This is a genomic window from Pseudomonas sp. LB-090624 (assembly GCF_003205205.1).
Classification (GTDB): domain Bacteria; phylum Pseudomonadota; class Gammaproteobacteria; order Pseudomonadales; family Pseudomonadaceae; genus Aquipseudomonas.
The window spans coordinates 74,515-96,751 of sequence record NZ_QJRL01000004.1 but is presented as its reverse complement, the minus strand read 5'-3'; the positions used below and the strand labels follow the sequence as shown (position 1 = coordinate 96,751).

At 62.4% G+C, this 22,237-nt stretch carries 20 protein-coding genes; 9 read left to right on the top strand and 11 right to left on the bottom strand.

The genetic code is table 11. The annotated features are described in order from the left end of the window. Nucleotides 1–57 precede the first annotated feature (57 nt). The 5 genes from DMX11_RS06100 to DMX11_RS06080 form a co-directional block, all read right to left on the bottom strand. Complete coding sequence (locus DMX11_RS06100) at nt 58–1,398, bottom strand: HAMP domain-containing sensor histidine kinase (RefSeq protein ID WP_110743674.1); 1,341 nt, start codon at nt 1,396–1,398, stop codon at nt 58–60. A 58-nt stretch (nt 1,399–1,456) separates the two neighbouring features. Next, complete coding sequence (locus tag DMX11_RS06095) at nt 1,457–1,873, bottom strand: Spy/CpxP family protein refolding chaperone (protein ID WP_110743673.1); 417 nt, start codon at nt 1,871–1,873, stop codon at nt 1,457–1,459. Between the two features lie 101 nt (nt 1,874–1,974). Then, a complete protein-coding gene (locus tag DMX11_RS06090) occupies nt 1,975–2,652 on the bottom strand; it encodes a response regulator transcription factor (RefSeq protein ID WP_110743672.1) in 678 nt (225 codons plus the stop codon). Nucleotides 2,653–2,774: 122 nt separating this feature from the next. Then, nucleotides 2,775–3,074: a YciI family protein gene (locus tag DMX11_RS06085; protein ID WP_015271283.1), complete on the bottom strand. Its 300-nt coding sequence runs from the start codon at nt 3,072–3,074 to the stop codon at nt 2,775–2,777. Nucleotide 3,075: 1 nt separating this feature from the next. Further along, the gene (locus DMX11_RS06080; RefSeq protein WP_110743671.1) at nt 3,076–3,669 is read right to left on the bottom strand and encodes a septation protein A; all 594 of its coding nucleotides are present in this window, start codon (nt 3,667–3,669) and stop codon (nt 3,076–3,078) included. 67 nt (nt 3,670–3,736) lie between these two features. Here DMX11_RS06080 and DMX11_RS06075 point away from each other — a divergent pair, with 67 nt between their 5' ends. The 6 genes from DMX11_RS06075 to DMX11_RS06050 all read left to right on the top strand — a co-directional run bounded on the left by DMX11_RS06075 (nt 3,737) and on the right by DMX11_RS06050 (nt 10,127). After that, complete coding sequence (locus DMX11_RS06075; RefSeq protein ID WP_110743670.1) at nt 3,737–4,597, top strand: PHP domain-containing protein; 861 nt, start codon at nt 3,737–3,739, stop codon at nt 4,595–4,597. A 13-nt stretch (nt 4,598–4,610) separates the two neighbouring features. Next, complete coding sequence (locus tag DMX11_RS06070) at nt 4,611–5,240, top strand: L-threonylcarbamoyladenylate synthase (RefSeq protein WP_110743835.1); 630 nt, start codon at nt 4,611–4,613, stop codon at nt 5,238–5,240. A gap of 125 nt (nt 5,241–5,365) precedes the next feature. Further along, entirely contained in the window at nt 5,366–6,088 is a 723-nt protein-coding gene (locus DMX11_RS06065) for a ScpA family protein (protein WP_177410717.1), read from the top strand. Next, on the top strand, nt 6,078–6,860 hold the full coding sequence (scpB, locus tag DMX11_RS06060) for an SMC-Scp complex subunit ScpB (RefSeq protein WP_110743668.1): 783 nt from the start codon (nt 6,078–6,080) through the stop codon (nt 6,858–6,860). Before DMX11_RS06065 ends, scpB begins: the two co-directional genes overlap by 11 nt. Before the next feature lie 137 nt (nt 6,861–6,997). Next, on the top strand, nt 6,998–8,065 hold the full coding sequence (gene rluB, locus DMX11_RS06055; protein ID WP_110743667.1) for a 23S rRNA pseudouridine(2605) synthase RluB: 1,068 nt from the start codon (nt 6,998–7,000) through the stop codon (nt 8,063–8,065). Between the two features lie 643 nt (nt 8,066–8,708). After that, the gene (locus DMX11_RS06050; RefSeq protein WP_177410713.1) at nt 8,709–10,127 is read left to right on the top strand and encodes an amino acid permease; all 1,419 of its coding nucleotides are present in this window, start codon (nt 8,709–8,711) and stop codon (nt 10,125–10,127) included. A 94-nt stretch (nt 10,128–10,221) separates the two neighbouring features. Here the strand turns inward: DMX11_RS06050 and DMX11_RS06045 are convergent, their stop codons facing one another. After that, nucleotides 10,222–11,106, bottom strand: a complete 885-nt coding sequence (locus DMX11_RS06045) for a LysR substrate-binding domain-containing protein (RefSeq protein WP_110743665.1) — start codon at nt 11,104–11,106, stop codon at nt 10,222–10,224. Between the two features lie 152 nt (nt 11,107–11,258). Here DMX11_RS06045 and DMX11_RS06040 point away from each other — a divergent pair, with 152 nt between their 5' ends. Then, nucleotides 11,259–14,279 (top strand): FAD-binding and (Fe-S)-binding domain-containing protein, encoded by a 3,021-nt coding sequence (locus DMX11_RS06040; protein WP_110743664.1) that lies wholly within the window; start codon nt 11,259–11,261, stop codon nt 14,277–14,279. A gap of 167 nt (nt 14,280–14,446) precedes the next feature. Here DMX11_RS06040 and DMX11_RS06035 read toward each other — a convergent pair whose 3' ends face one another. The 4 genes from DMX11_RS06035 to phhA form a co-directional block, all read right to left on the bottom strand. Then, entirely contained in the window at nt 14,447–15,646 is a 1,200-nt protein-coding gene (locus tag DMX11_RS06035; RefSeq protein ID WP_110743663.1) for an MFS transporter, read from the bottom strand. 91 nt (nt 15,647–15,737) lie between these two features. Then, a complete protein-coding gene (locus tag DMX11_RS26165; RefSeq protein WP_256590512.1) occupies nt 15,738–15,866 on the bottom strand; it encodes a hypothetical protein in 129 nt (42 codons plus the stop codon). A gap of 190 nt (nt 15,867–16,056) precedes the next feature. Continuing rightward, complete coding sequence (locus tag DMX11_RS06030) at nt 16,057–16,413, bottom strand: 4a-hydroxytetrahydrobiopterin dehydratase (RefSeq protein ID WP_110743662.1); 357 nt, start codon at nt 16,411–16,413, stop codon at nt 16,057–16,059. Between the two features lie 39 nt (nt 16,414–16,452). After that, entirely contained in the window at nt 16,453–17,241 is a 789-nt protein-coding gene (gene phhA, locus DMX11_RS06025; protein WP_110743661.1) for a phenylalanine 4-monooxygenase, read from the bottom strand. 256 nt (nt 17,242–17,497) lie between these two features. Between phhA and DMX11_RS06020 the strand changes: the two genes are divergently transcribed. Next, nucleotides 17,498–19,057: a sigma-54-dependent transcriptional regulator gene (locus DMX11_RS06020; protein ID WP_110743660.1), complete on the top strand. Its 1,560-nt coding sequence runs from the start codon at nt 17,498–17,500 to the stop codon at nt 19,055–19,057. A 152-nt stretch (nt 19,058–19,209) separates the two neighbouring features. On the opposite strand, the gene DMX11_RS06015 is transcribed toward DMX11_RS06020, so the two are convergent. Then, nucleotides 19,210–19,464, bottom strand: coding sequence for a DUF2790 domain-containing protein (locus DMX11_RS06015; protein WP_003254526.1), 255 nt, complete (start codon nt 19,462–19,464; stop codon nt 19,210–19,212). A 398-nt stretch (nt 19,465–19,862) separates the two neighbouring features. Between DMX11_RS06015 and acs the strand changes: the two genes are divergently transcribed. After that, nucleotides 19,863–21,824: an acetate--CoA ligase gene (acs, locus tag DMX11_RS06010; RefSeq protein WP_110743659.1), complete on the top strand. Its 1,962-nt coding sequence runs from the start codon at nt 19,863–19,865 to the stop codon at nt 21,822–21,824. Nucleotides 21,825–22,237 lie beyond the last annotated feature (413 nt).

The following is a 22,237-nucleotide window of genomic DNA, read 5'->3' as shown; positions in this document are numbered from 1 at the left end:
GGCTGGCGGCCTCTTCGCGGGTGAGCCCGCGAAGAGGCCAGGCGCCGTTACATCCCATCAACTGCCTGCCGCTTCAGCCAAGGGCAACTCCAGCCTGGCTACAAACCCGCCCTGTGGATGATTCTCCAGCACCAGACTACCGCCGTGGCGCTCCGCAGCCTTGCGCGCAATCGCCAACCCCAGGCCATGCCCCGGCGCTTCTTGCCCCGGCGCGCGGAAGAACGGCTCGCCCAGTTGCGCCAGGTGCTCCGCTGCCGCCCCAGGCCCATGGTCACGCACGCTGATCACGATCCGGTCCTGCGCGCGCGCGGCGCTGACCTCGACCGGTTGGCCCACCGGATTGAAGCGCAGGGCATTGCGCAGCAGGTTGTCCACGGCACGCTCGATCAACGTTGGCCAACCCTGCAAACTCAACCCCGGCTGCGCTTCCAGGCGCACGTCCTGATCCGGCGCGCTCAGCAGGGCGTCCTTGCGCACGCTGCCGAGCAAGGCATTGATGTCGACCGGTTCGGCATGAGCCTGTTCGGCATCGACCCTGGCCAAGGCGAGGATCTCGCTGATCAGGTCTTCCAGGCGGTCGCACTCGCGGGTCAGGCGTGGCCACAGCGCTTGCCGCTGCTCAGGCTCGGCGCGTTCGGCCAGGGCCAGGGCGATACGCAGCCTGGCCAGCGGCGAGCGCAGTTCGTGGGACACATCGCGCAGCAACTGGCGCTGGCTGCCAATGGTGCTTTGCAGGCGCGCGCCCATCTTGTTGAAGTCCTGGGCCAGTACCCCGAATTCGTCACGCCGCGCGGCAAGCCTGGCCAGGCTATTCTGCTGGTAGGTGCTCTGGCCCAGGTCGTGCACGGCACTGCGCAGGCGGCTTAGCGGGCGGGTGATGGACAAGGTCACCAGCAGGCTGAACAGGGTCAGTACCACCAAGGCAATACCCAGCGCGCTGAGTGGCCACATCAGGCTTTCACGATGCCAGGCGTCCAGCGCCGGATGGGGGATGCGGTAGATCAACAGGTAGGTTTCGCCGGTGTCGGGGCTGGTGTATTCCTCGGTCAGCCGGCGCCACGGCAAGCGCCGCTGGTCATTGTGCTGGCGTGCCTCGAAGGCTGCCGCGCGGCGTGGGAAGGTACCGGGCACCACCGCCTCGCCACTGTCGTCGAGCACCTGCACGTCTATCTTGTAACGGCCCTTGCGCTGCTCCAGGAACTGCTGCGCCGCCTCCAGGCCTTCCTGCTCATAATGCCTCGCCCACTGGCTGGCCAGCGTGTTCAGGCCCGGGTGGCGGCTGAGGATCCAGGCGTCCTGGTTGAGCATGTGGCCCAGCAGGATCGACAGGCCTGCGACCAGGGTGATGGCCAGCCAGAAGCTGGCCAGGATGCGCCAGAACAGTGAACGCAAGTGCACCTCCTAAACAGAAAAAGCCCGGCTCGCGCTTGGGCGGGCCGGGCGTTGGGCGGACAGCTTACTGGGCCTTGTTGCCTTTTTCAGCTTTCCAGGCCTGGAACTCTTGCCACTCGGCTTTCTTGGCGGCGCGTTCCTTTTGCAGTTCGTCGAACTTCTTCTGCTGGTCAGGCTTGAGCAGGTTGCGCACGGCGGTGTCGGTCTTGGTGCGACTGGCTTGCAGTTCGTCCTTCATGGCCTTCTGGTCGGCGGCCGGGAGCTTGGACAGGTAACGCTCAGTGATGTCGCGGCGCTGTTGCATCTGCTCGCCCATCAGCTTGCCGATCTGCTGGCGCTGGTCGCGGCTCAGGTCCAGTTGCTGGAAAGGCGCATCACCGCGATGATGCGGGCCGTCGTGACGCGGGCCGCCATCAGGCATGGCCATGGCTACGGTCGGCAGGGCGGCGGCGAACATCAGGGCGATAAGGGTCTTGCGCATGGTGTCTCTCCTTTCATAGGCCGGTGGTTACCGGATGAGCACAGTCTAGGGAGATCACCGTCAAGCGCAGTCAGCGGATGGTAAAGGCTCGGTAAAGATGGTCAGAGGCAGTAGTAATAGCCACGGCTGCGCAGCGCGACGATGCGTGGGCGGCCATCGGCGTGTGGGCCGATCTTCTTGCGCAGGTTGCTGACGTGCATGTCCAGGCTGCGGTCGTACAGGGTCAGCTTGCGCCCCAGGCCGATTTGCGCGAGTTCCTGCTTGTCCAGCGGTTCGCCGGGCTGGCGCAGCAGGGCTTCGAGAATGCGGCTTTCGGACAGGGTCAGGGTCATTTCGCGGCCATCGATGCTGGCCACACCACGTGCAGGGCTGTAGACCAGGTCGCCCAGCGCCACCTGGCTGGTGGTAGCGGTGGGGTGGCTACGGCGCAGCACCGCGCGCAGGCGGGCGGTAAGCTCACGCGGATCGCAGGGTTTGGCCAGGTAATCGTCGGCGCCCAATTCCAGGCCGAGGATGCGGTCCAGTGGCTCGCCACGGGCCGAGAGCATCAGCACCGGGAGTTCGGCATGTTCGCTGCGCAACTGCTTGAGCAACTCCAGGCCACTGCCGTCGGGCAGCATCACATCCAGCACCACGGCAGCGGGGGCGTGTTCGGCCAGGGCCTGGCGTGCGCTGTGGCCGTCGTGGCAGGCACGTACAGTGAACCCTTCCTGGGTCAGCCAGCTGCTGAGCAGCTCGCACAGCTCCTGGTCATCATCAATCAGTAACAGCTCGCTCATGACTCACTCAATTCAACCATTGACGGCGGTTAGATCGGCCCGCCAGTGGCAAAGATACCGCAGACTGATGGCAACCGCATAACTGCCGCACCGCGAAGGAGCTGACGCGGTGCGGAGGCTGATCAAGGCAGCACTTGCTTGAACGGCTTGACCACAACCTTGTCGTAGACACCTGCTGCAATATACGGATCAGCATCGGCCCAGGCCTGCGCTGCGGCCAGGGAGTCGAACTCGGCAACGATCAGGCTGCCGCTGAAGCCTGCTTCGCCAGGGTCGTTGCTGTCGATGGCCGGGTGCGGGCCGGCCAGCACGACGCGGCCTTCGGCCTTGAGTTGTTGCAGGCGCTCGATGTGCGCCGGGCGGGCGGCCAGGCGCTTTTCCAGGGAGTTTGCGACGTCGCTGGCGATAATGGCGTAGAGCATGTCAATCCTTGGGTTTGGAGGTAGAAGGGTCGTCGTGCAGGTGGCGCGACAGGTACACGCCTTGCGCCACCAGGAAGATCACGGTCATGCCCAGGCTGCCGAATACCTTGAAGTCCACCCAGAAGTCCTGGAAGGTGAAGGCGACGAACAGGTTGGCCGCGCCGCAGAACAGGAAGAAGGCGATCCAGGCCAGGTTCAGGCGGGCCCAGATGGCATCCGGCAGGGTCAGGGCGTGGCCCATGATGCGCTTGATCAGTACCCGGTCGCCGATGAAGTGGCTGCCGGCAAAGCCCAGGGCGAACAACCAGTTGACCACCGGCGCCTTCCACTTGAGGAAGGTTTCACTGTGGAAGGTCAGGGTCAGGCCGCCGAAGACCAGGCAGGCGACCAAGGTCAGCCACTGGCCTTTTTCCAGCTTGCGCTGGCGCAGGAACAGCGCACCGTACACCACCAGCGAGCTGATGATCAGCATGGCTGTGGCGCTGTAGATGCCGCCGAATTCGAAGCTGTGGCCGGCGACTTCCATGGGGCGCGGGTCGAGCTTGTAGACGATGAAGAACAGCAGCAGCGGGATGAAATCGATGAATTGTTTCACAATGGCAGCCAGAATCGGGATGTGACGGCATAATAACAAACATCGATTCCAGCGAAAGCGCTCCTCCATGAATGTTGATCTGCACTGTCACAGCACGGCCTCCGACGGCGCCCTGTCGCCCGCGATCCTGGTTGCCCGGGCCCATGAGCATGGGGTGCAAACGCTGGCGCTGACCGACCATGACACCATCGAAGGCCTGCCCGAGGCGCACCAGGCGTGCATTGAGCGGGGCATGCACTGGGTCAGCGGGGTAGAGCTGTCATGTACCTGGGGTGGCGCCACTATCCACGTGCTCGGCTATGACTTCCCGCTCGATGCGCCGCCGCTGCTGGCGGCGATCGAAGCGTTGCACCGTGGCCGCTGGCTGCGCGCCGAAGAAATTGACAAACGGTTGGCCGCCAAGGGCATGCCCGGCACCCTTGAAGGCGCCCGCGCCGTGCAGCACGAGCTGGGCGACAGCGGCAATGCCCCGGCCCGCCCGCACTTTGCCGAGTATTTGGTGCGTGCCGGGCACGTCAAGGACCGCGGCGAGGCGTTTCGCAAGTGGCTGGGCGCCGGCAAGCTGGGTGACGTGAAACAGCATTGGCCGACTCTTGACGAAACCGTTGCCACGTTACGGCAGTCCAACGCCTGGGTGAGCCTGGCGCATCCCATGCACTACGACCTGACCCGCAGCAAGCGCAGACGGCTGATTGCCGACTATATTCAGGCAGGTGGGCAGGCGCTCGAAGTGGTCAACGGGATGATGCCTGCCGAGCAAGTGGGCACCATGTCCATCCTTACCCGTGAGTTCGGCCTGCTGGCAAGCGCTGGCAGTGATTTCCACGGCCCCGGCACCTGGGGCGAGATCGGTGCCTACCGGCCTTTGCCCGAGGACCTGCCACCTCTGTGGCGCCGATTCAGCCATGAACAGCCTATGGCGGTATGAACAGGACGATTACGTGAGCCAATTTTTCCAGATTCATCCGGAGAACCCGCAGCAGCGGCTGATCCGCCAGGCGGTGGAGATCATCCGCAAGGGCGGAGTGGTGGTGTATCCCACCGATTCGGCCTATGCGTTGGGTTGCCAGATTGGCGACAAGGCGGCGATCGAACGCGTGCGGCGCCTGCGCGGCCTGGACAAGACCCACAACTTCACCCTGATGTGCTGCGACATGTCGCAGTTGGGGCTGTATGCCAAGGTCGACACCGGCACCTTCCGCCTGCTCAAGGCCCATGTGCCAGGGCCTTATACGTTCATTCTCAACGGTACCCGGGAGGTGCCGCGCCTGCTGCTGCACGAAAAGCGCCGCACCATCGGCCTGCGCGTGCCGGACCACGCCATTACCCTGGCGCTGTTGGCCGAGCTGGGCGAGCCGCTGATGAGCGTGAGCCTGATCCTGCCGGGGGACGACGAGCCGATGACCGACCCTTACGAAATTCGTGAGCGCCTGGAGCACCACGTCGACCTGGTGATCGACGGTGGTTTCGGCGACCTCAAGGCATCGACCATCATCGATCTGTCCGGTGACGAGCCGGAGCTGATCCGCGAAGGCTGCGGCGATCCGACTCCGTTCCTGGTCAACGCGTGAGCCAGGTGGAAGCGCCCGAGGCGCCGGCCGAGCAGGCCGAAGAGCCTCGGCAGTTACAACTGGCCCTGGTCTACGGCGAAGCCCTCACCGAGCTGCCGCTGGACCTGTATATCCCGCCAGACGCCCTGGAGGTCATCCTTGAAGCCTTCGAAGGCCCGCTGGACCTGTTGCTCTACCTGATCCGCAAGCAGAACATCGACATCCTCGACATCCCGGTGGCAGAAATCACCCGCCAGTACATGGGCTACGTGGAGTTGATGAAGAGCGTACGCCTGGAGCTGGCTGCCGAGTACCTGGTGATGGCGGCCATGCTCGCCGAGATCAAGTCGCGCATGCTGCTGCCGCGCTCCGCCGACATCGAGGAAGAAGAGGGCGACCCGCGCGCCGAGCTGATTCGCCGCCTGCAAGAGTACGAGCGCTTCAAGGCCGCCGCCGAGGGCATCGAGGAATTGCCGCGGGTTGGCCGTGACGTGGTAGTGCCCCGCCTGGAGGCCCCGCAGGCCAAGGTGCGCAAGCTGTTGCCGCAGGTCAGCCTGGAGGAGCTGCTGGTGTCCATGGCCGAGGTAATGCGCCGCAATGACCTGTTCGAAAGCCACCAGATCACCCGTGAAACCCTGTCCACCCGCGAGCGCATGAGCCAGGTGCTGGAACGCCTGAAGGGCGGCGCTTTCATACCGTTCGTCGAGTTGTTCGGCGCAGACGAAGGCAAGCTGGGCGTGGTGGTGACCTTCATGGCGGTGCTTGAGCTGGTGAAGGAATCGCTGATCGAACTGGTGCAGAATGAACCTTTCGCCGCCATCCATGTGCGGCTTCGCCCGGCGCTAGTTGAAGAACCCGATGAACCTTAATGAACCCCGCGACCTGGCGTCGCTGATCGAAGCCTTTTTGCTGGCGTCGGGCAAACCGCAATCCCTCGAGCGCCTTTACGAGCTGTTCGAGGAGGCCGAGCGCCCCGAGCCCAAGGTGTTCAAGCAGGCCCTGGAGGTGCTGGGCAAGTCCTGCAACGGCCGCGCCTTTGAGCTGAAGGAGGTGGCCAGCGGCTACCGTCTGCAAATTCGCGAAGACTATGCACCCTGGGTCGGGCGCCTGTGGGAGGAGCGGCCGCAACGCTATTCGCGGGCTTTGCTGGAGACCCTGGCGTTGATCGCCTACCGCCAACCGATCACCCGTGGCGAGATCGAAGACGTGCGCGGCGTGGCGGTGAACAGCAACATCATCAAGACCATGATGGAGCGCGAGTGGATACGCGTGGTCGGCTACCGCGAGGTGCCCGGGCGCCCAGCGATGTTTGCCACCACCAAGGCGTTTCTCGACCACTTCAACCTGAAGAGCCTGGACGAGCTACCGGCCTTGGCCGAGCTGCGCGAGATGGAGCCCGAGCCTGTGCTTGACCCGGATGATGCGCCGGTACCGGCGCATTTGCAGGCGTTGGCCGATGCCAGCCTCGGCGAAGAGGAAGCGGAGGGCGAGCCGAAGGAGGAAACCAGTTTCCGCAGCTTGCTGGTGGAACTGGATGCCATGGAAGAAGGGTTGAAAACCGACTTCGATGACTTGCGTGCAGAAGAGCCTGAAGGGTCTGTAGACGAAGAGGGCAAGGCACAGCCAACCCATCACCATTAGGCAGAAACCCCTCCCGGCCCGCACAAAACCCTCTAATCTCCAGTGCGTTCCCATGGCGAACCGCGTATGATGCGCGACCTTTTGGCGCTTCCGTCGCCAGAAACCCCTTTTTCATTCCTACACCGGGAGGTGCCCAGATGAGTGAGCAAGACCTGCAAGATACCGAGATCACCCCGCCATCCGGCGAAAAGCTGCAGAAAGTGCTGGCACGCATTGGCGTGGGCTCGCGCCGTGATGTCGAGGCCTGGATCAGCCAGGGCCGTATCAAGGTCAACGGCGTCGAGGCCACCCTCGGCCAGCGCGTCGACCTGCACGACGCCATTGCCGTTGACGGCAAGCTGATCAAGCGCGAGGAAGCCGCCGAGGCCACTCGCCGGGTGATCATGTACAACAAGCCCGATGGCGAAATCTGCACCCGTGACGACCCAGAAGGCCGCCCGACCGTGTTCGACCGCCTGCCACGGCCGAAAGAAGGCCGCTGGATCAACATCGGCCGCCTCGACATCAACACCACCGGGCTGCTGCTGTTCACCACCGACGGTGAACTGGCCAACCGCCTGATGCACCCGTCGTACGAAATGGACCGTGAGTACGCGGTACGTGTGCGTGGTGAAGTGGACGACGAGATGATCGAGCGCCTGAAGGCTGGCGTGATGCTGGAAGACGGCCCGGCCAAGTTCACCGACATCCAGAAGGCACCCGGTGGCGAAGGCTTCAACCACTGGTACCACTGCGTGGTGATGGAAGGCCGTAACCGTGAAGTGCGTCGCCTGTGGGAATCCCAGGGCATGGTGGTCAGCCGCCTGAAGCGCGTGCGTTTCGGCCCGGTGTTCCTCAATTCCGACCTGCCGATGGGCCGCTGGCGGGAAATGTCCCAGGGCGAGATCGACATCCTGGCCGCTGAAGTAGGATTGCAGCCAGTTGCGCTGCCAACCCTGAACCTCAAGGCCAAGGACAAGATGGAGCGTATGCAGCGCAAATCGTCTCGCCCACTGGGCCGTGGCGAGCGCGTGCGCAACTTGCGCCCGGCGCAAGAGGGCGCAGCTGCTGGCGAACGCCCTGCGCGTCAACCGCGTGAAGAAGCCCCGCGCAAGGGCAGCCGCGGCAGCGCCGTGGCCGAGCGCCCAAGCGAGATGCGCAAGCGCCCGGGCAAGCCTGATGGTGACAAGCCGGCAGGCCGTGGTCGCGGCAAGCCGCGTGGCTGACAGGCCTTTGCGGTAGAGAGAACCAGCCTTCGGGCTGGTTTTTTTATGCCTGTGAGAAGTGGGGGCGGCAAAACCACCTCAAGATATTGAAGAAAAAGAATTTTTCGGATGACTGGCAAGTTCTTGAACCGGCTTGTAAATAAAACTATACAAGCCTGGCTGATTTCAGCCTGCATTTCAGAATATGCCCGATCTTGTAAACAAACCTTGCCGCTCTTGACGCTGGCAATGCCCCGCCCATGTCCTGCCCACCCTTGCCCAAACCCCCGCCCCACGGTGTTATAGCCGCCATTGCCGTGTGCAAGAGCCTGCCCGAAGAGGCCGGCTGACAAAACAACAAATGGAGGCGCCATGTACGCCGATCACGTTGCCTATCAAGGCCCATACCACAGGATCGCTGCGTTTTTTCCCAAGGAAACGATGCAACGCGTTGACGCCTGCGCGCTTGCAGGGGTATACAGTGCGCCGCGTTTTACCTGTGACCCTCTTGCGTACCGCGCACTCTTGATCACGCCTGGTTGACCCGCCTCGGCGGCACCTGAGGTCGAGAAACCCAAGGTAACCACCTTGCCCATTCCGCTGCGCCACGAGCGCGGTGGGTCCGATTCCGTCACAGATAAAAACAATGCAGGTGACTTCGTTCATGAGTGGACAAAACATGCATTCAGGCGAGCTCAAACGGGGCCTGAAGAACCGCCACATCCAGTTGATCGCCCTCGGCGGCGCGATTGGTACCGGCCTGTTCCTCGGCTCGGCAGGCGTGATGAAATCCGCCGGCCCGTCGATGATCCTTGGCTACGCTATCTGCGGCTTCATCGCCTTCATGATCATGCGCCAGCTTGGCGAGATGATCGTCGAAGAGCCGGTGGCCGGCTCGTTCAGCCATTTCGCCCACACCTATTGGGGCGGTTTCGCCGGCTTTCTGTCGGGCTGGAACTGCTGGGTGCTGTACATTCTGGTGGGCATGTCGGAGCTTTCGGCGGTCGGCAAGTATGTCCACTACTGGTGGCCGGAGATCCCGACTTGGGTGACCGCAGCAGCGTTCTTCGTGCTGATCAACGCCATCAACCTGATGAACGTGAAGTTCTTCGGAGAGGCCGAGTTCTGGTTTGCCATCATCAAGGTGGTGGCCATCGTCAGCATGATCGGCCTGGGTGCCTACCTGCTGACCAGCGGCAGCGGCGGCCCTGACGCCACCGTGGCCAACCTGTGGTCGCACGGCGGCTTCTTCCCGAATGGCGTCAGCGGGCTGGTAATGGCCTTGGCCTTCATCATGTTTTCCTTCGGTGGCCTGGAAATGCTCGGCTTTACCGCTGCCGAGGCCGACAAGCCGAAGACCGTGATCCCCAAGGCGATCAACCAGGTCATCTACCGCATCCTGATTTTCTATGTCGGTGCCCTGGTGGTGCTGTTGTCGCTGACCCCCTGGGACAACCTGGTCGCCAGCATCGACGCTTCGGGTGGCAGCTATGGCAGCAGCCCGTTCGTGCAGGTGTTCTCGTTGCTGGGCAGTGATGTGGCAGCCAACCTGCTTAACTTCGTGGTACTGACTGCGGCGCTGTCGGTGTACAACAGTGGTACCTACTGCAATGCGCGTATGCTGCTGGGCATGGCCGAGCAGGGCGATGCACCGGCATCGCTGGCCAAAGTCGACAAGCGCGGCGTGCCTGTGCGTTCGATCCTGGTGTCGGCTGCCGTGACTTTGGTTGCCGTGCTGCTCAACTACCTGATGCCGCAAAACGCCCTGGAACTGCTGATGTCGCTGGTAGTGGCCACCCTGGTGATCAACTGGGCGATGATCAGCTACTCGCACTTGAAGTTCCGCCAGCACCTCGACCGTACCGGTCAGAAGCCGCTGTTCAAGGCGTTGTGGTACCCGTACGGTAACTATGTGGTACTGGCCTTCGTGGTGCTGATCCTCGGCATCATGCTGATGATTCCGGGTATCCAGGTGTCGGTGTACGCGATCCCGGTGTGGCTGTTTGCGATGTTCGTGGTGTACATGGTCAAGCAGCGTCGCCAGCTGAATGCGGGCGGTAGCGTTGAGACTGTGGCCAAATAAGGCACCCTGGGCGGTATGCCAAAACCCGGAGTCACGTGAGTGGCTTCGGGTTTTTTGTTGCCGGTGCGGGCCTGTTCGCGGGTACAGGCGGCAATCAGATCTGTTTCAGCAACCATCCCCTGAATGCTCGCAGCGACGGCAGCGCCTCATTCCTCGGCGGGTAGATCAGGTAATAGCTGCGCTGGCTGGCAAATGCCACCCCTGGGCTGTGCAGCTCACCCTTGGCCAGTTCCTCCTCCACCAGTATGCGCGGCACCAGCCCGATCCCGATCCCGGCCCGCACGGCCTGGATCAGGTGCGATGTCAGCTCGAAACTGGGCCCCAGGCGCATCGCTCGATGGGGCAGGCCGTGGTGCGAGAACCACTCGCCCCAGGCATGCGGGTTGTTGGCCACGTTCAGCAGCACCTCCTCGCTGATCCTGGCCGGGCTCCAGTTTTTACTGTCGGCCTCGGCCTGCGGCGGCAGAATCACCACCAGTTCCTCGGCATGCAGGCGATGGCAGATCAGCCCTGGCAGGTCGTGGCTGGCCACGCCGATGGCGGCATCGATCTCGCTGGTGTCGAAGTTGATGGCTTCGATGCGTGAATGGATGTGCACCAGCATGCCTGGGTGAGCGCTGTAGAACGCGTGCAGTCGCGGCAGCAGCCATTTCGAGCCGAATGTCGGCAGGGTGGCCAGGCGCAAGGTGCCGACCCCGGACTGGTAGGCCAGCGCCTGCAATGTGGCGCTGCGGATGCGGCCCAGCGCCTCGCTGAGCTCGCGCTGGTACAGGCGGCCGACATCGGTAAGCTGCACCTGGCGGCCTTCGCGGCGGAACAGGGTCAGGCCCAGTTGTTGTTCCAGTGCCTGCACTTGGCGGCTGACCGCGCTTTGGGTCAGCGACAATTCGGCAGCGGCGCGGGTGTAGCTTTCATGCCGGGCGGCGGCCTCGAATGCCAGCAGCAGCGACATGGAAGGTGTCAGGTGGCGGTAATTCATTCATAAAAGTCATTGATAGCGGCAGGATTATCCGTTTGCCCCTGAAGCCAAACTACAGGAACATTGGCCTATACGTCATCCCCGCATGCCTGAACCCATGCCGGGGCGTCAGGAATCCCGTGAATTAGCCAATATCAAGAGGCCATCCTTCGATGATCGCCCAGCTGTCGACCGTTGCACCGAGCGCCAACTACCCCGAATTCCTTGAAGCCCTGCGCCATAGCGGCTTCCGTGGGCAGATCAGTGCCGACTATGCCACCCGTACGGTGCTGGCCACCGATAACTCGATCTATCAGCGCCTGCCACAGGCAGCGGTGTTCCCGCTGGATGCCGACGACGTGGCGCGGGTCGCCACGCTGATGGGCGAGCCACGCTTCAGGGAGGTCAAGTTGACCCCGCGCGGCGGCGGTACCGGTACCAATGGCCAGTCGCTGACCGACGGCATCGTCGTCGACCTGTCGCGCCACATGAACAACATTCTCGAAATCAACGTCGAGGAACGTTGGGTGCGGGTGCAGGCAGGTACCGTCAAGGACCAGCTCAACGCTGCGCTCAAGCCACACGGGTTGTTCTTCGCGCCTGAGCTCTCCACCTCCAACCGTGCCACCGTCGGCGGCATGATCAACACCGACGCCAGCGGGCAGGGCAGTTGCACCTACGGCAAGACCCGCGACCACGTGCTGGAGCTGCACAGCGTGCTGCTCGGTGGCGAGCGCCTGCACAGCCTGCCGATCGACGATGCCGCACTGGAGCAGGCCTGCGCCGCGCCTGGCCGGGTTGGCGAGGTGTACCGCATGGCGCGGGACATCCAGGAAACCCAGGCCGAGCTGATCGAGACCACCTTCCCCAAGCTCAACCGTTGCCTGACCGGCTACGACCTGGCGCACCTGCGCGATGAGCAGGGCCGCTTCAACCTCAACAGTGTGCTGTGTGGTGCCGAGGGCTCGCTGGGTTACGTGGTCGAAGCCAAGCTCAACGTGCTGCCGATCCCCAAGTATGCGGTGCTGGTGAACGTGCGCTACACCAGTTTCATGGATGCCCTGCGTGACGCCAATGCGCTGATGGCGCACAAGCCGCTGTCGATCGAGACGGTCGACTCCAAGGTGCTGATGCTGGCGATGAAAGACATCGTCTGGCACAGCGTTGCCGAGTATTTCCCGGCCGACCCTGAGCGCCCGACCCTGGGTATCAACCTGGTGGAGTTCTGTGGTGACGAGCCAGCCGAGGTCAATGCCAAGGTGCAAGCGTTCATCCAGCACCTGCAGAACGACACCAGTGTCGAGCGCCTGGGCCACACCCTGGCCGAGGGCGCTGAGGCGGTCACCCGCGTCTACACCATGCGCAAGCGTTCGGTGGGCCTGCTGGGCAACGTCGAGGGCGAAGTGCGCCCGCAGCCTTTCGTCGAGGACACGGCTGTACCACCGGAGCAACTGGCCGACTACATTGCCGACTTCCGCGCGCTGCTCGATGGGTATGGCCTGGCCTACGGCATGTTTGGCCACGTCGATGCCGGCGTGCTCCACGTGCGCCCGGCGCTTGATATGAAAGACCCGGCCCAGGCCGCACTGGTCAAGCCGATTTCCGACGCCGTGGCGGCGCTTACCAAAAGTTACGGCGGCCTGCTGTGGGGCGAGCACGGCAAGGGTTTGCGTTCGGAATATGTGCCGGAGTATTTCGGTGAACTGTACCCGGCGTTGCAGCGCCTGAAAGGCGCCTTCGACCCGCATAACCAGCTCAACCCGGGCAAGATCTGCACCCCACCGGACAGCTCCGAAGGCCTGACCAAGGTCGATGGCGTAACCCTGCGCGGTGACCTCGACCGCACCATCGACGAGCGTGTGTGGCAGGACTTCCCTAGCGCCGTGCACTGCAACGGCAACGGTGCCTGCTACAACTACGACCCCAACGATGCCATGTGCCCGTCGTGGAAGGCCACCCGTGAACGCCAGCATTCGCCCAAGGGGCGTGCCTCGTTGATGCGCGAGTGGCTGCGCCTGCAGGGCGAAGCGAACATCGACGTTCTGGCTGCGGCGCGCAACAAGGTGTCGTGGCTCAAGGGGCTGCCGGCACGCCTGCGCAACAATCGCGCACGTAACCAGGGCCAGGCTGATTTCTCCCATGAGGTGTACGATGCCATGGCCGGCTGCCTGGCGTGCAAGTCGTGCGCCGGGCAATGCCCCATCAAGGTCAACGTGCCAGACTTCCGCTCGCGCTTCCTCGAGCTGTACCACGGCCGCTACCAGCGCCCGCTGCGCGACTACCTGATCGGCTCGCTGGAGTTCACCATCCCCTACCTGGCGCACGCGCCAGGCCTGTATAACGCAGTGATGGGGTCGAAGTGGGTGAGCCAGCTGCTGGCTGACAAGGTCGGCATGGTCGATAGCCCGCTGATCAGCCGTTTCAACTTCCAGGCCACCCTGGCCCGCTGCCGCGTTGGCGTGGCCACGGTGCCGGCGCTGCGTGAGCTGACCCCTGCCCAGCGCGAGCGCAGTATCGTGTTGGTGCAGGACGCCTTCACCCGTTACTTCGAAACGCCGCTACTGTCGGCCTTCATCGACCTGGCCCATCGCCTGGGCCACCGGGTATTCCTGGCACCGTATAGCGCCAACGGCAAGCCGCTGCACGTGCAGGGCTTCCTCGGTGCGTTCGCCAAGGCCGCGATCCGCAATGCCACCCAGCTCAAGGCCCTGGCGGATTGCGGCGTGCCGCTGGTGGGCCTGGACCCTGCCATGACCCTGGTGTACCGACAGGAGTACCAGAAGGTGCCAGGCCTGGAAGGTTGCCCGCAGGTGCTGTTGCCGCAGGAGTGGCTGATGGATGTGCTGCCCGAACAGGCGCCTACCGCGCCGGGCAACTTCCGCCTGATGGCGCACTGCACCGAGAAGACCAACGTGCCGGCCAGCACCCGTCAGTGGGAGCAGGTGTTTGCCCGCTTGGGGTTGAAGCTGGTTACCGAAGCCACCGGCTGCTGCGGGATGTCCGGTACCTATGGGCATGAAGCGCGCAACCAGGAAACCTCGCGGACCATCTTCGAGCAGAGCTGGGCGACCAAGCTGGACAAGGAAGGCGAGCCGCTGGCCACGGGCTATTCATGCCGCAGCCAGGTCAAGCGCATGACCGAGCGCAAAATGCGCCACCCGCTTGAGGTGGTCTTGCAGTACGCCCGGCGCTAGGCCCTTGGTGGGCTGCTTGGCAGCCCATTCACGGGTAAACCCGCTCCCACAGGGATTGCGCTGGATTCTAGAAATCGAGCAAGACTGTTGCTTCCACGCGGACCGCGTCAGTCTTGATGGATGCGGTCCCTGCTGGGGCGATAGGGCGAGCGCGGGCAACACAAGCCTCAGGGTTCTTGTACCCGATCTCTGTGCCGCCGCGCCTGCCTGTACAGATAGAGGCTCAGAACCAGCCCGCAAGCCGCCGCAGCGGCCGCGAACAGAAACATCGAAGCGAACCCGAACCCCGCCGCCACCGCGCCCACCAGCGGCCCGGTCACTCCTAGCGACAAATCGACAAACAGTGAATAAGCACCCACCGCCGCCCCGCGGTTGGCCGCTGATACCTGGTTAACTGCTTCCACGCCCAGTGCCGGAAACACCAGCGAGAAACCAAACCCACTCAGTGCTGCGCCCGCCAGCGCCAGCTCGCTGCTGGGCGCCAGCCACAGCATCAACAAGCCTAGTGTTTCAACCGACAGGCAAGCGATCGCCACCCTGAAGCCACCAATCCGGTTGATCAGGTTGCCGAACAGCAGGCGCGCGCTGATGAAACTGGCACCAAACAGGCTGAGTGTCAGTGCGGCATTGGCCCAGCCTCGGCTGGCGTAGTACAAGGTAATGAAGGTGGCTATGGTGCCAAAGCCGATCGAGCCCAGTGCGAGTCCCGAGCCGTGCGGAAACACCTTGCCCAACACCCGCAAGAACGGCAGGCGTACGCCGCTGACGATGGGTGCGGCCTGCTTGGGCCAGGCCAGCAGCAGGCCAAGCATGCACAGCAGAATGATGCTCACGCCCATGCTCCAAAGCCCCAGGGCCTTGACCATCAGTACGCCCAGCGGGGCGCCGACGGCCAGTGCGCCGTAGCTGGCAATGCCGTTCCAGGAGATGACCTTGGCCGTGTGGGCCGCTCCCACTCGGCCGATACCCCAGCCGATGGAGCCCGCGCCCACCAGGCTTTCGGCACTCCCCAGCACCAGGCGGCCGAGCAGCAGGCAGGCCAGGCTCAGCCACGGCATATGCGTGAGAAAGGCGCACGCCAGCATGAACACCCCGCTGAGGCCGCAGCCGGCGAGGCCGTACATCACGGCTTTCTTGCTGCCGTGGTTGTCAATGATGCGGCTGGCGGTAGGGCGGCTGAGCAGGGTGGCCAGGTATTGCACGCTGATCACCAGCCCGGCGACCACGGCGCTGAAACCTAGGTCGTTGTGCACATAGCCAGGCAGCACGGCCAGCGGGATACCGATGTTCAGGTAGCCAATAAAGGTGAAAAGGACGATGGAGACGACTTGCAGGGTGACCGCAAGGGGGCGCGGTGAGTCGGGCATGGGGGCCTACGAGAGTTCTGGACGGTGTGAAAACGTGATGACGGGGGTGGCCCGCAGGTCAGCCGTTTTCACACAGTCGGGGGATGCGCAGTTATTCCTGGTCAGCGCTGGGTTGATCGTCACCATCCTGCTCGACGGCAGCTGCCGGTTCGGCGTGAACGGTCACGGTTGGCTCTTCTGGGTTCAGGCTTGGGAAGGGAAGATTCGGGATCTCATGCATCTCGTCGTTCCTCGCAAGTGTGATTGAAAAGTCTGCGCCAGGCGCGTTGGAAGCTTCGCAAAGCTGGGGCAGGATACACAAGTCTGAATGACAGTTTGGGTTTTTTCCCGTTCGCTTGTCGGTTTTACGGGCGAACAGCGCACATTTCCCCCATGAAAAAAGGGGCCATCTGGCCCCTTGATCTCGGTGCTTACTTACGGCCTTCAGCGGCTTCCGCGAGCTTGTCAGTGCGGGCGCACATGATGAAATCATTGCGGTGCAGGCCTTTGATCGAGTGGCTCCACCAGGTCACGGTGACCTTGCCCCACTCGGTCAGCAGCCCTGGGTGGTGGCCTTCGGCCTCGGCGATTTCGCCCACGGCATTGGTGAAGGCCAGGGCGTGCTTGAAGTTCTTGAACAGGAACACGCGCTCCAGCTCCATGTGGCCGTCACGTACTTCGATGTTCCAATCCGGAATTTCGCGAATCAGTACAGCCAGCTCTTCGTCAGTGACTTTCGGGGCGTCTGCGCGGCAGGCTTCGCAATGGGCTTGGTTCAAGGCATTCATGAGATCTTTTCCGGTTCGAGTTGTTATCGGCAAGGTCGCTCAGGCGGCGACCTTGGGTGGAAATTTCGGTGCGTGCAGCCCCAGCTGCATGGCCTTGTGGACCATGCCCATGATGTCTTCGTGGGCGAGGTCGAACAGGCGTTTCATGTTCGGCAGTACGAAGTACAGTGGCTGCAGGATGTCGATGCGGTACGGCGTACGCATGGCTTCGATCGGGTCGAAGGCCTGGTGCTCGGGTTCGCCAGACAGACTGTAGACGGTCTCCTTCGGCGACGAGAGGATGCCGCCACCGTAGATCTTGCGGCCTTGGGTGGTTTCCATCAGGCCGAACTCGATGGTCATCCAGTACAGGCGCGCCAGGTACACGCGCTGTTCCTTGGTCGCGGCCAGGCCGAGCTTGCCGTAGGTGTGGGTAAATTCGGCAAACCATGGGTTGGTCAGCAGCGGGCAGTGGCCAAAGATTTCGTGGAAGATGTCCGGCTCTTGCAGGTAGTCGAGCTCCTCCGGGGTGCGGATGAAGGTGGCGACCGGGAAGCGCTTGCTGGCCAGCAGTTCGAAGAAGGTCTGGAAGGGGATCAGCGCCGGTACTCGGGCAACCTGCCAGCCGGTCGTGGCGCCCAGTACCTTGTTGACCTCGCCCAGTTGCGGAATGCGGTCATGGGGCAGTTTCAGCTGGTCGATGCCGTCCAGGTATTCCTGGCACGCGCGGCCTTCGATCACTTTCAACTGGCGGGTGATCAGGGTGTTCCATACCGCATGCTCTTGCTGCGAGTAGTCGATAAAACCATGCGCATCGGGCTCGCGAGCCACGTATTGCGTCTGTTTCATAAGGCTCTCCTGGTGAGGGCTTTTCTTGTTATGTGCAGGACATACCTAAGGAATATCCCTCCGCTGGCTGTTTTGCACGAGGCTGGCAACGGTCGGCAGGGCGCGACAGGCTCATTTTTGTAACGATAATTTTACAAACTTGCCCAGGTGTCGGAAAATCCTGGGCATCTGGCTGGCGTTTTCGCTGTTTTTGTCAGCTTATCTTTACGAATTTTCTGCGCGGTGTTGAAAAACATTGGCGCTGCGAGAGCCCCTCATGCGTATCAAAGTGCACTGCCAGAACCGCATTGGCATCCTGCGCGACATCCTCAACTTGCTGGTGGAGTACGGCATCAACGTGCTGCGTGGCGAGGTGGGCGGTGACCATGGCAATGCGATCTATTTGCACTGCCCCAACCTGATCAACCTGCAATTCCAGGCATTGCGGCCGAAGTTCGAGGCCATAGCCGGCGTGTTCGGCGTCAAGCGTGTGGGTCTGATGCCCAGTGAACGCCGTCACATGGAGCTCAATGCACTGTTAGGGGCGCTGGACTTCCCGGTGCTGTCGATCGACATGGGTGGCAGCATCGTCGCGGCTAACCGCGCCGCTGCGCAGCTGCTGGGGGTGCGGGTGGACGAGGTGCCAGGTATGCCGCTGGCACGCTATGTCGAGGACTTCGACCTGCCGGAACTGGTGCGCGCCAACAAGTCGCGCATCAATGGCCTGCGTATCAAGGTGAAGGGCGATGTATTTCTGGCCGATATCGCGCCCTTGCAGTCCGAGCATGACGAAAGCGAGGCGCTGGCCGGCGCCGTGCTTACCCTGCACCGTGCCGACCGTATCGGCGAGCGCATCTACAACGTGCGCAAGCAGGAGCTGCGGGGCTTTGACAGTATTTTCCAGAGTTCGCGCGTCATGGCGGCCGTGGTGCGCGAAGCGCGGCGCATGGCACCGCTGGATGCACCGTTGCTGATCGAGGGTGAGACCGGCACCGGCAAGGAGTTGCTGGCGCGCGCCTGCCATCTGGCCAGCCCGCGTGGGCAGTCGCCGTTGATGGCACTGAACTGCGCCGGCTTGCCCGAGTCGATGGCCGAGACCGAGTTGTTCGGTTATGGCCCTGGGGCTTTTGAAGGGGCGCGGGCGGAGGGCAAGCTCGGGCTGCTGGAGCTGACCGCCGGTGGCACGCTGTTTCTCGACGGGGTAGGGGAAATGAGCCCGCGCCTGCAGGTCAAGCTGCTGCGTTTTCTGCAGGACGGTTGCTTCCGCCGGGTTGGCAGCGACGAAGAGGTGTACCTGGACGTGCGGGTGATTTGTGCAACCCAGGTGGATTTGTCCGAGTTGTGTGCCCGTGGCGAGTTTCGCCAGGACCTGTATCACCGGCTCAATGTACTGTCGCTGCACATTCCGCCTTTGCGCGAATGCATGGATGGTCTGGAGGGGTTGGTGCAGCATTTTCTCGATCAGGCCAGTCGACAGATTGGCTGCGCCATGCCGCGCCTGGCACCGGCGGCAATGGACAAACTTGGGCAGTACCACTGGCCAGGTAATGTGAGGCAGTTGGAAAACGTTTTGTTCCAGGCGGTTTCGTTATGTGACGGCGGCGTGGTTAAAAGCGAGCATATCCGCTTGCCGGATTATGGCGTGCGGCAACCGTTGGGTGAGTTTTCGCTGGAAGGGGATCTTTCGCAGATAGTAGGGCGCTTTGAAAAGGCGGTGCTGGAAAGTTTGATAGGTGAGTTTCCCAGTAGTCGGGCCTTGGGCAAAAGACTGGGTGTTTCGCACACGACAATTGCCAACAAGTTGAGGGATTACTCGCTTAACAAGTCGGCGGATTAGTTGTTGGGCAAAGAACCTGGGGCTGCGTTGCAGTCCTTTCGCGACACAAGGCCGCTCCCACAGGTAATACGCTGTGCTCTGGCTGAGCGCATTACCTGTGGGAGCGGCCTTGTGTCGCGATAGGGGCCCGCAGGGCCCCCGATTCCAAGGTATCAGCCGTTAGAGCAGCCGTTCCCCATCACGCGGTATTCGAGAATGTGCTTCTGGCCCTGGGAGTCCTCGTAGGTCATGCGCGCTGGCACGACTTCGCACACATTGGGCACTTCGCTCATCGAGATGACGCGGGCAATGTCCAGGTGCTGCGAGTAACTGTATTGTTCAACCGGAATCTGCTCGGCATCTTTGGCTTCGCCGGCCATCGCCGCGCCGCAAAGACTGCCAAGTACCAATACCAGTAAAGCTTTCATTTTCTATTTACCTGTCTAAGGTCGTGAGGGGGCACGCGGCGCTTATGGCGCCGCGAGTACTGCAAGTTTTAACTATCGGAATGAGAGGGAGATTAACGTGTGCCTTCGTGGGGGCTGTTACCAGTTGTTAATCGCCTTGCCGTTGCTGGCGAGGTGAATTTTAGGGCTGTGCACAAGGCTGAAACAGTGGGTGTTTTGATAAAGTGTTTTGGCAGAATCTGTAACAATCCTCTGTCAATGCCGGTCGGTTTCTTTCTGTGCGGGCTGTAATGCGCATGCCAGAGCGCTTTGCCGGGACGGTCGTGCCAAATTACTACCAACGTCGAATGGCTTTTGTCGCTCTGGTACAGTTACAAACGGTTCCATACAAAAACAACTATTACACCGAGGTAACACAGATGAGTGCGGCTCCACTGTATCCCGTTCGTCCCGAGGTTGCGGCCACTACCCTGACCGACGAGGCCACCTACAAGGCCATGTACCAGCAATCGGTGATCAACCCGGACGGCTTCTGGCGCGAGCAGGCCCAGCGTATCGACTGGATCAAGCCGTTCACCAAGGTCAAGCAGACCTCCTTCGACGACCACCACGTCGATATCAAATGGTTCGCCGACGGCACTCTGAACGTCTCCTCCAACTGCCTGGACCGTCATCTCGAAGAGCGCGGCGACCAGTTGGCCATCATCTGGGAAGGCGATGACCCTTCCGAACACCGCAACATCACCTACCGCGAGCTGCACGAGCAGGTCTGCAAGTTTGCCAACGCCCTGCGTGGCCAGGACGTACACCGCGGCGACGTGGTCACCATCTATATGCCGATGATCCCCGAAGCCGTGGTCGCCATGCTGGCCTGTGCCCGTATCGGTGCGATCCACTCGGTGGTGTTCGGCGGCTTCTCGCCCGAGGCGCTGGCCGGCCGTATCATCGACTGCAAGTCCAAGGTGGTGATCACTGCCGACGAAGGCCTGCGCGGTGGTCGTCGTACCCCGCTCAAGGGCAATGTCGACCTGGCGCTGACCAACCCTGAAACCAACAGTGTGCAGAAGATCATCGTGTGCAAGCGCACCGGTGGTGACATTGCCTGGCACCAGCATCGCGACATCTGGTACGAAGACCTGATGAAAGTGGCCTCCAGTCACTGCGCACCGAAAGAAATGGGTGCCGAGGAAGCACTGTTCATCCTGTATACCTCTGGCTCGACCGGCAAGCCCAAGGGTGTGCTGCACACCACCGGCGGTTACCTCGTGTATGCCGCGCTGACCCATGAGCGCGTATTCGACTACCGCCCGGGCGAGGTGTACTGGTGCACCGCCGACGTGGGTTGGGTCACCGGCCACAGCTATATCGTCTACGGCCCGCTGGCCAACGGCGCCACCACGCTGCTGTTCGAGGGGGTGCCGAACTACCCGGACATCACCCGCGTGTCGAAGATCGTCGACAAGCACAAGGTCAATATCCTCTACACCGCGCCAACCGCCATCCGCGCCATGATGGCCGAAGGGCAGGCTGCTGTTGAGGGGGCTGATGGCTCCAGCTTGCGCCTGCTGGGCTCTGTGGGTGAGCCGATCAACCCTGAGGCGTGGAACTGGTACTACAAGACCGTGGGCAAGGAGCGTTGCCCGATCGTCGACACCTGGTGGCAGACCGAGACCGGCGGCGTACTGATCAGCCCGCTGCCGGGGGCCACGGCGCTGAAGCCGGGCTCGGCGACTCGCCCGTTCTTCGGTGTGGTGCCGGCGCTGGTGGACAACCTGGGCAACCTGATCGATGGTGCTGCCGAGGGCAATTTGGTGATCCTCGACTCGTGGCCGGGCCAGTCGCGTTCGTTGTACGGCGACCACGACCGTTTCGTCGATACCTACTTCAAGACCTTCCGTGGCATGTACTTCACCGGCGACGGTGCGCGCCGCGACGAAGATGGCTACTACTGGATCACTGGGCGTGTGGATGACGTGCTCAACGTCTCCGGCCACCGCATGGGCACTGCGGAGATAGAGAGCGCGATGGTGGCCCACGCGAAGGTGGCCGAGGCTGCGGTAGTGGGTGTGCCGCACGACATCAAGGGGCAGGGTATCTATGTGTACGTCACCCTGAATGCCGGTGTAGAGGCCAACGAGCAGTTGCGCCTGGAGCTGAAGAACTGGGTGCGCAAGGAGATCGGCCCCATCGCTTCGCCGGACGTGATCCAGTGGGCGCCGGGGTTGCCGAAGACCCGTTCGGGCAAGATCATGCGCCGTATCCTGCGCAAGATCGCCACGGGTGAGTACGATGCGCTGGGCGACATCTCGACCCTGGCTGACCCGGGTGTGGTGCAGCACCTGATCGACACCCACAAGGCCATGAACCTGGCTTCGGCGTGACCGCCGCGTCGCATACGATTCCGTAAAGGTTGATGCAGTCCATGAACCCCGCCCGGGCAACCGGCGGGGTTTTTGCTTTACTGTTACCCGACAATCATCGGTAACCGTTCTGTCACCGCCCCTGCACACTATCGGGGCTTCAGGAAACAATTCCACCCCGTTTCGGTGCATTCCTGAAGCCATTTTGTGCAACGCAGCACGCTGCACTTGCCGTAGTTCAAGGCTTTGCCAATAATAGGCCCAGGAATTGCTAGGTCTATAGGTTCTATTTCTTGCGCTTTTGCATATTTTGCAATGGCTGTCAACATCGCCCGCAGCGGTTTCAGGCGCTTCTGTAAGTAGTTGTCGCTTTGAAGAAATATCGACTACCGGGCTGTCGTTAAAATGCCACTCACTCGCTCGTGGTATGCGGC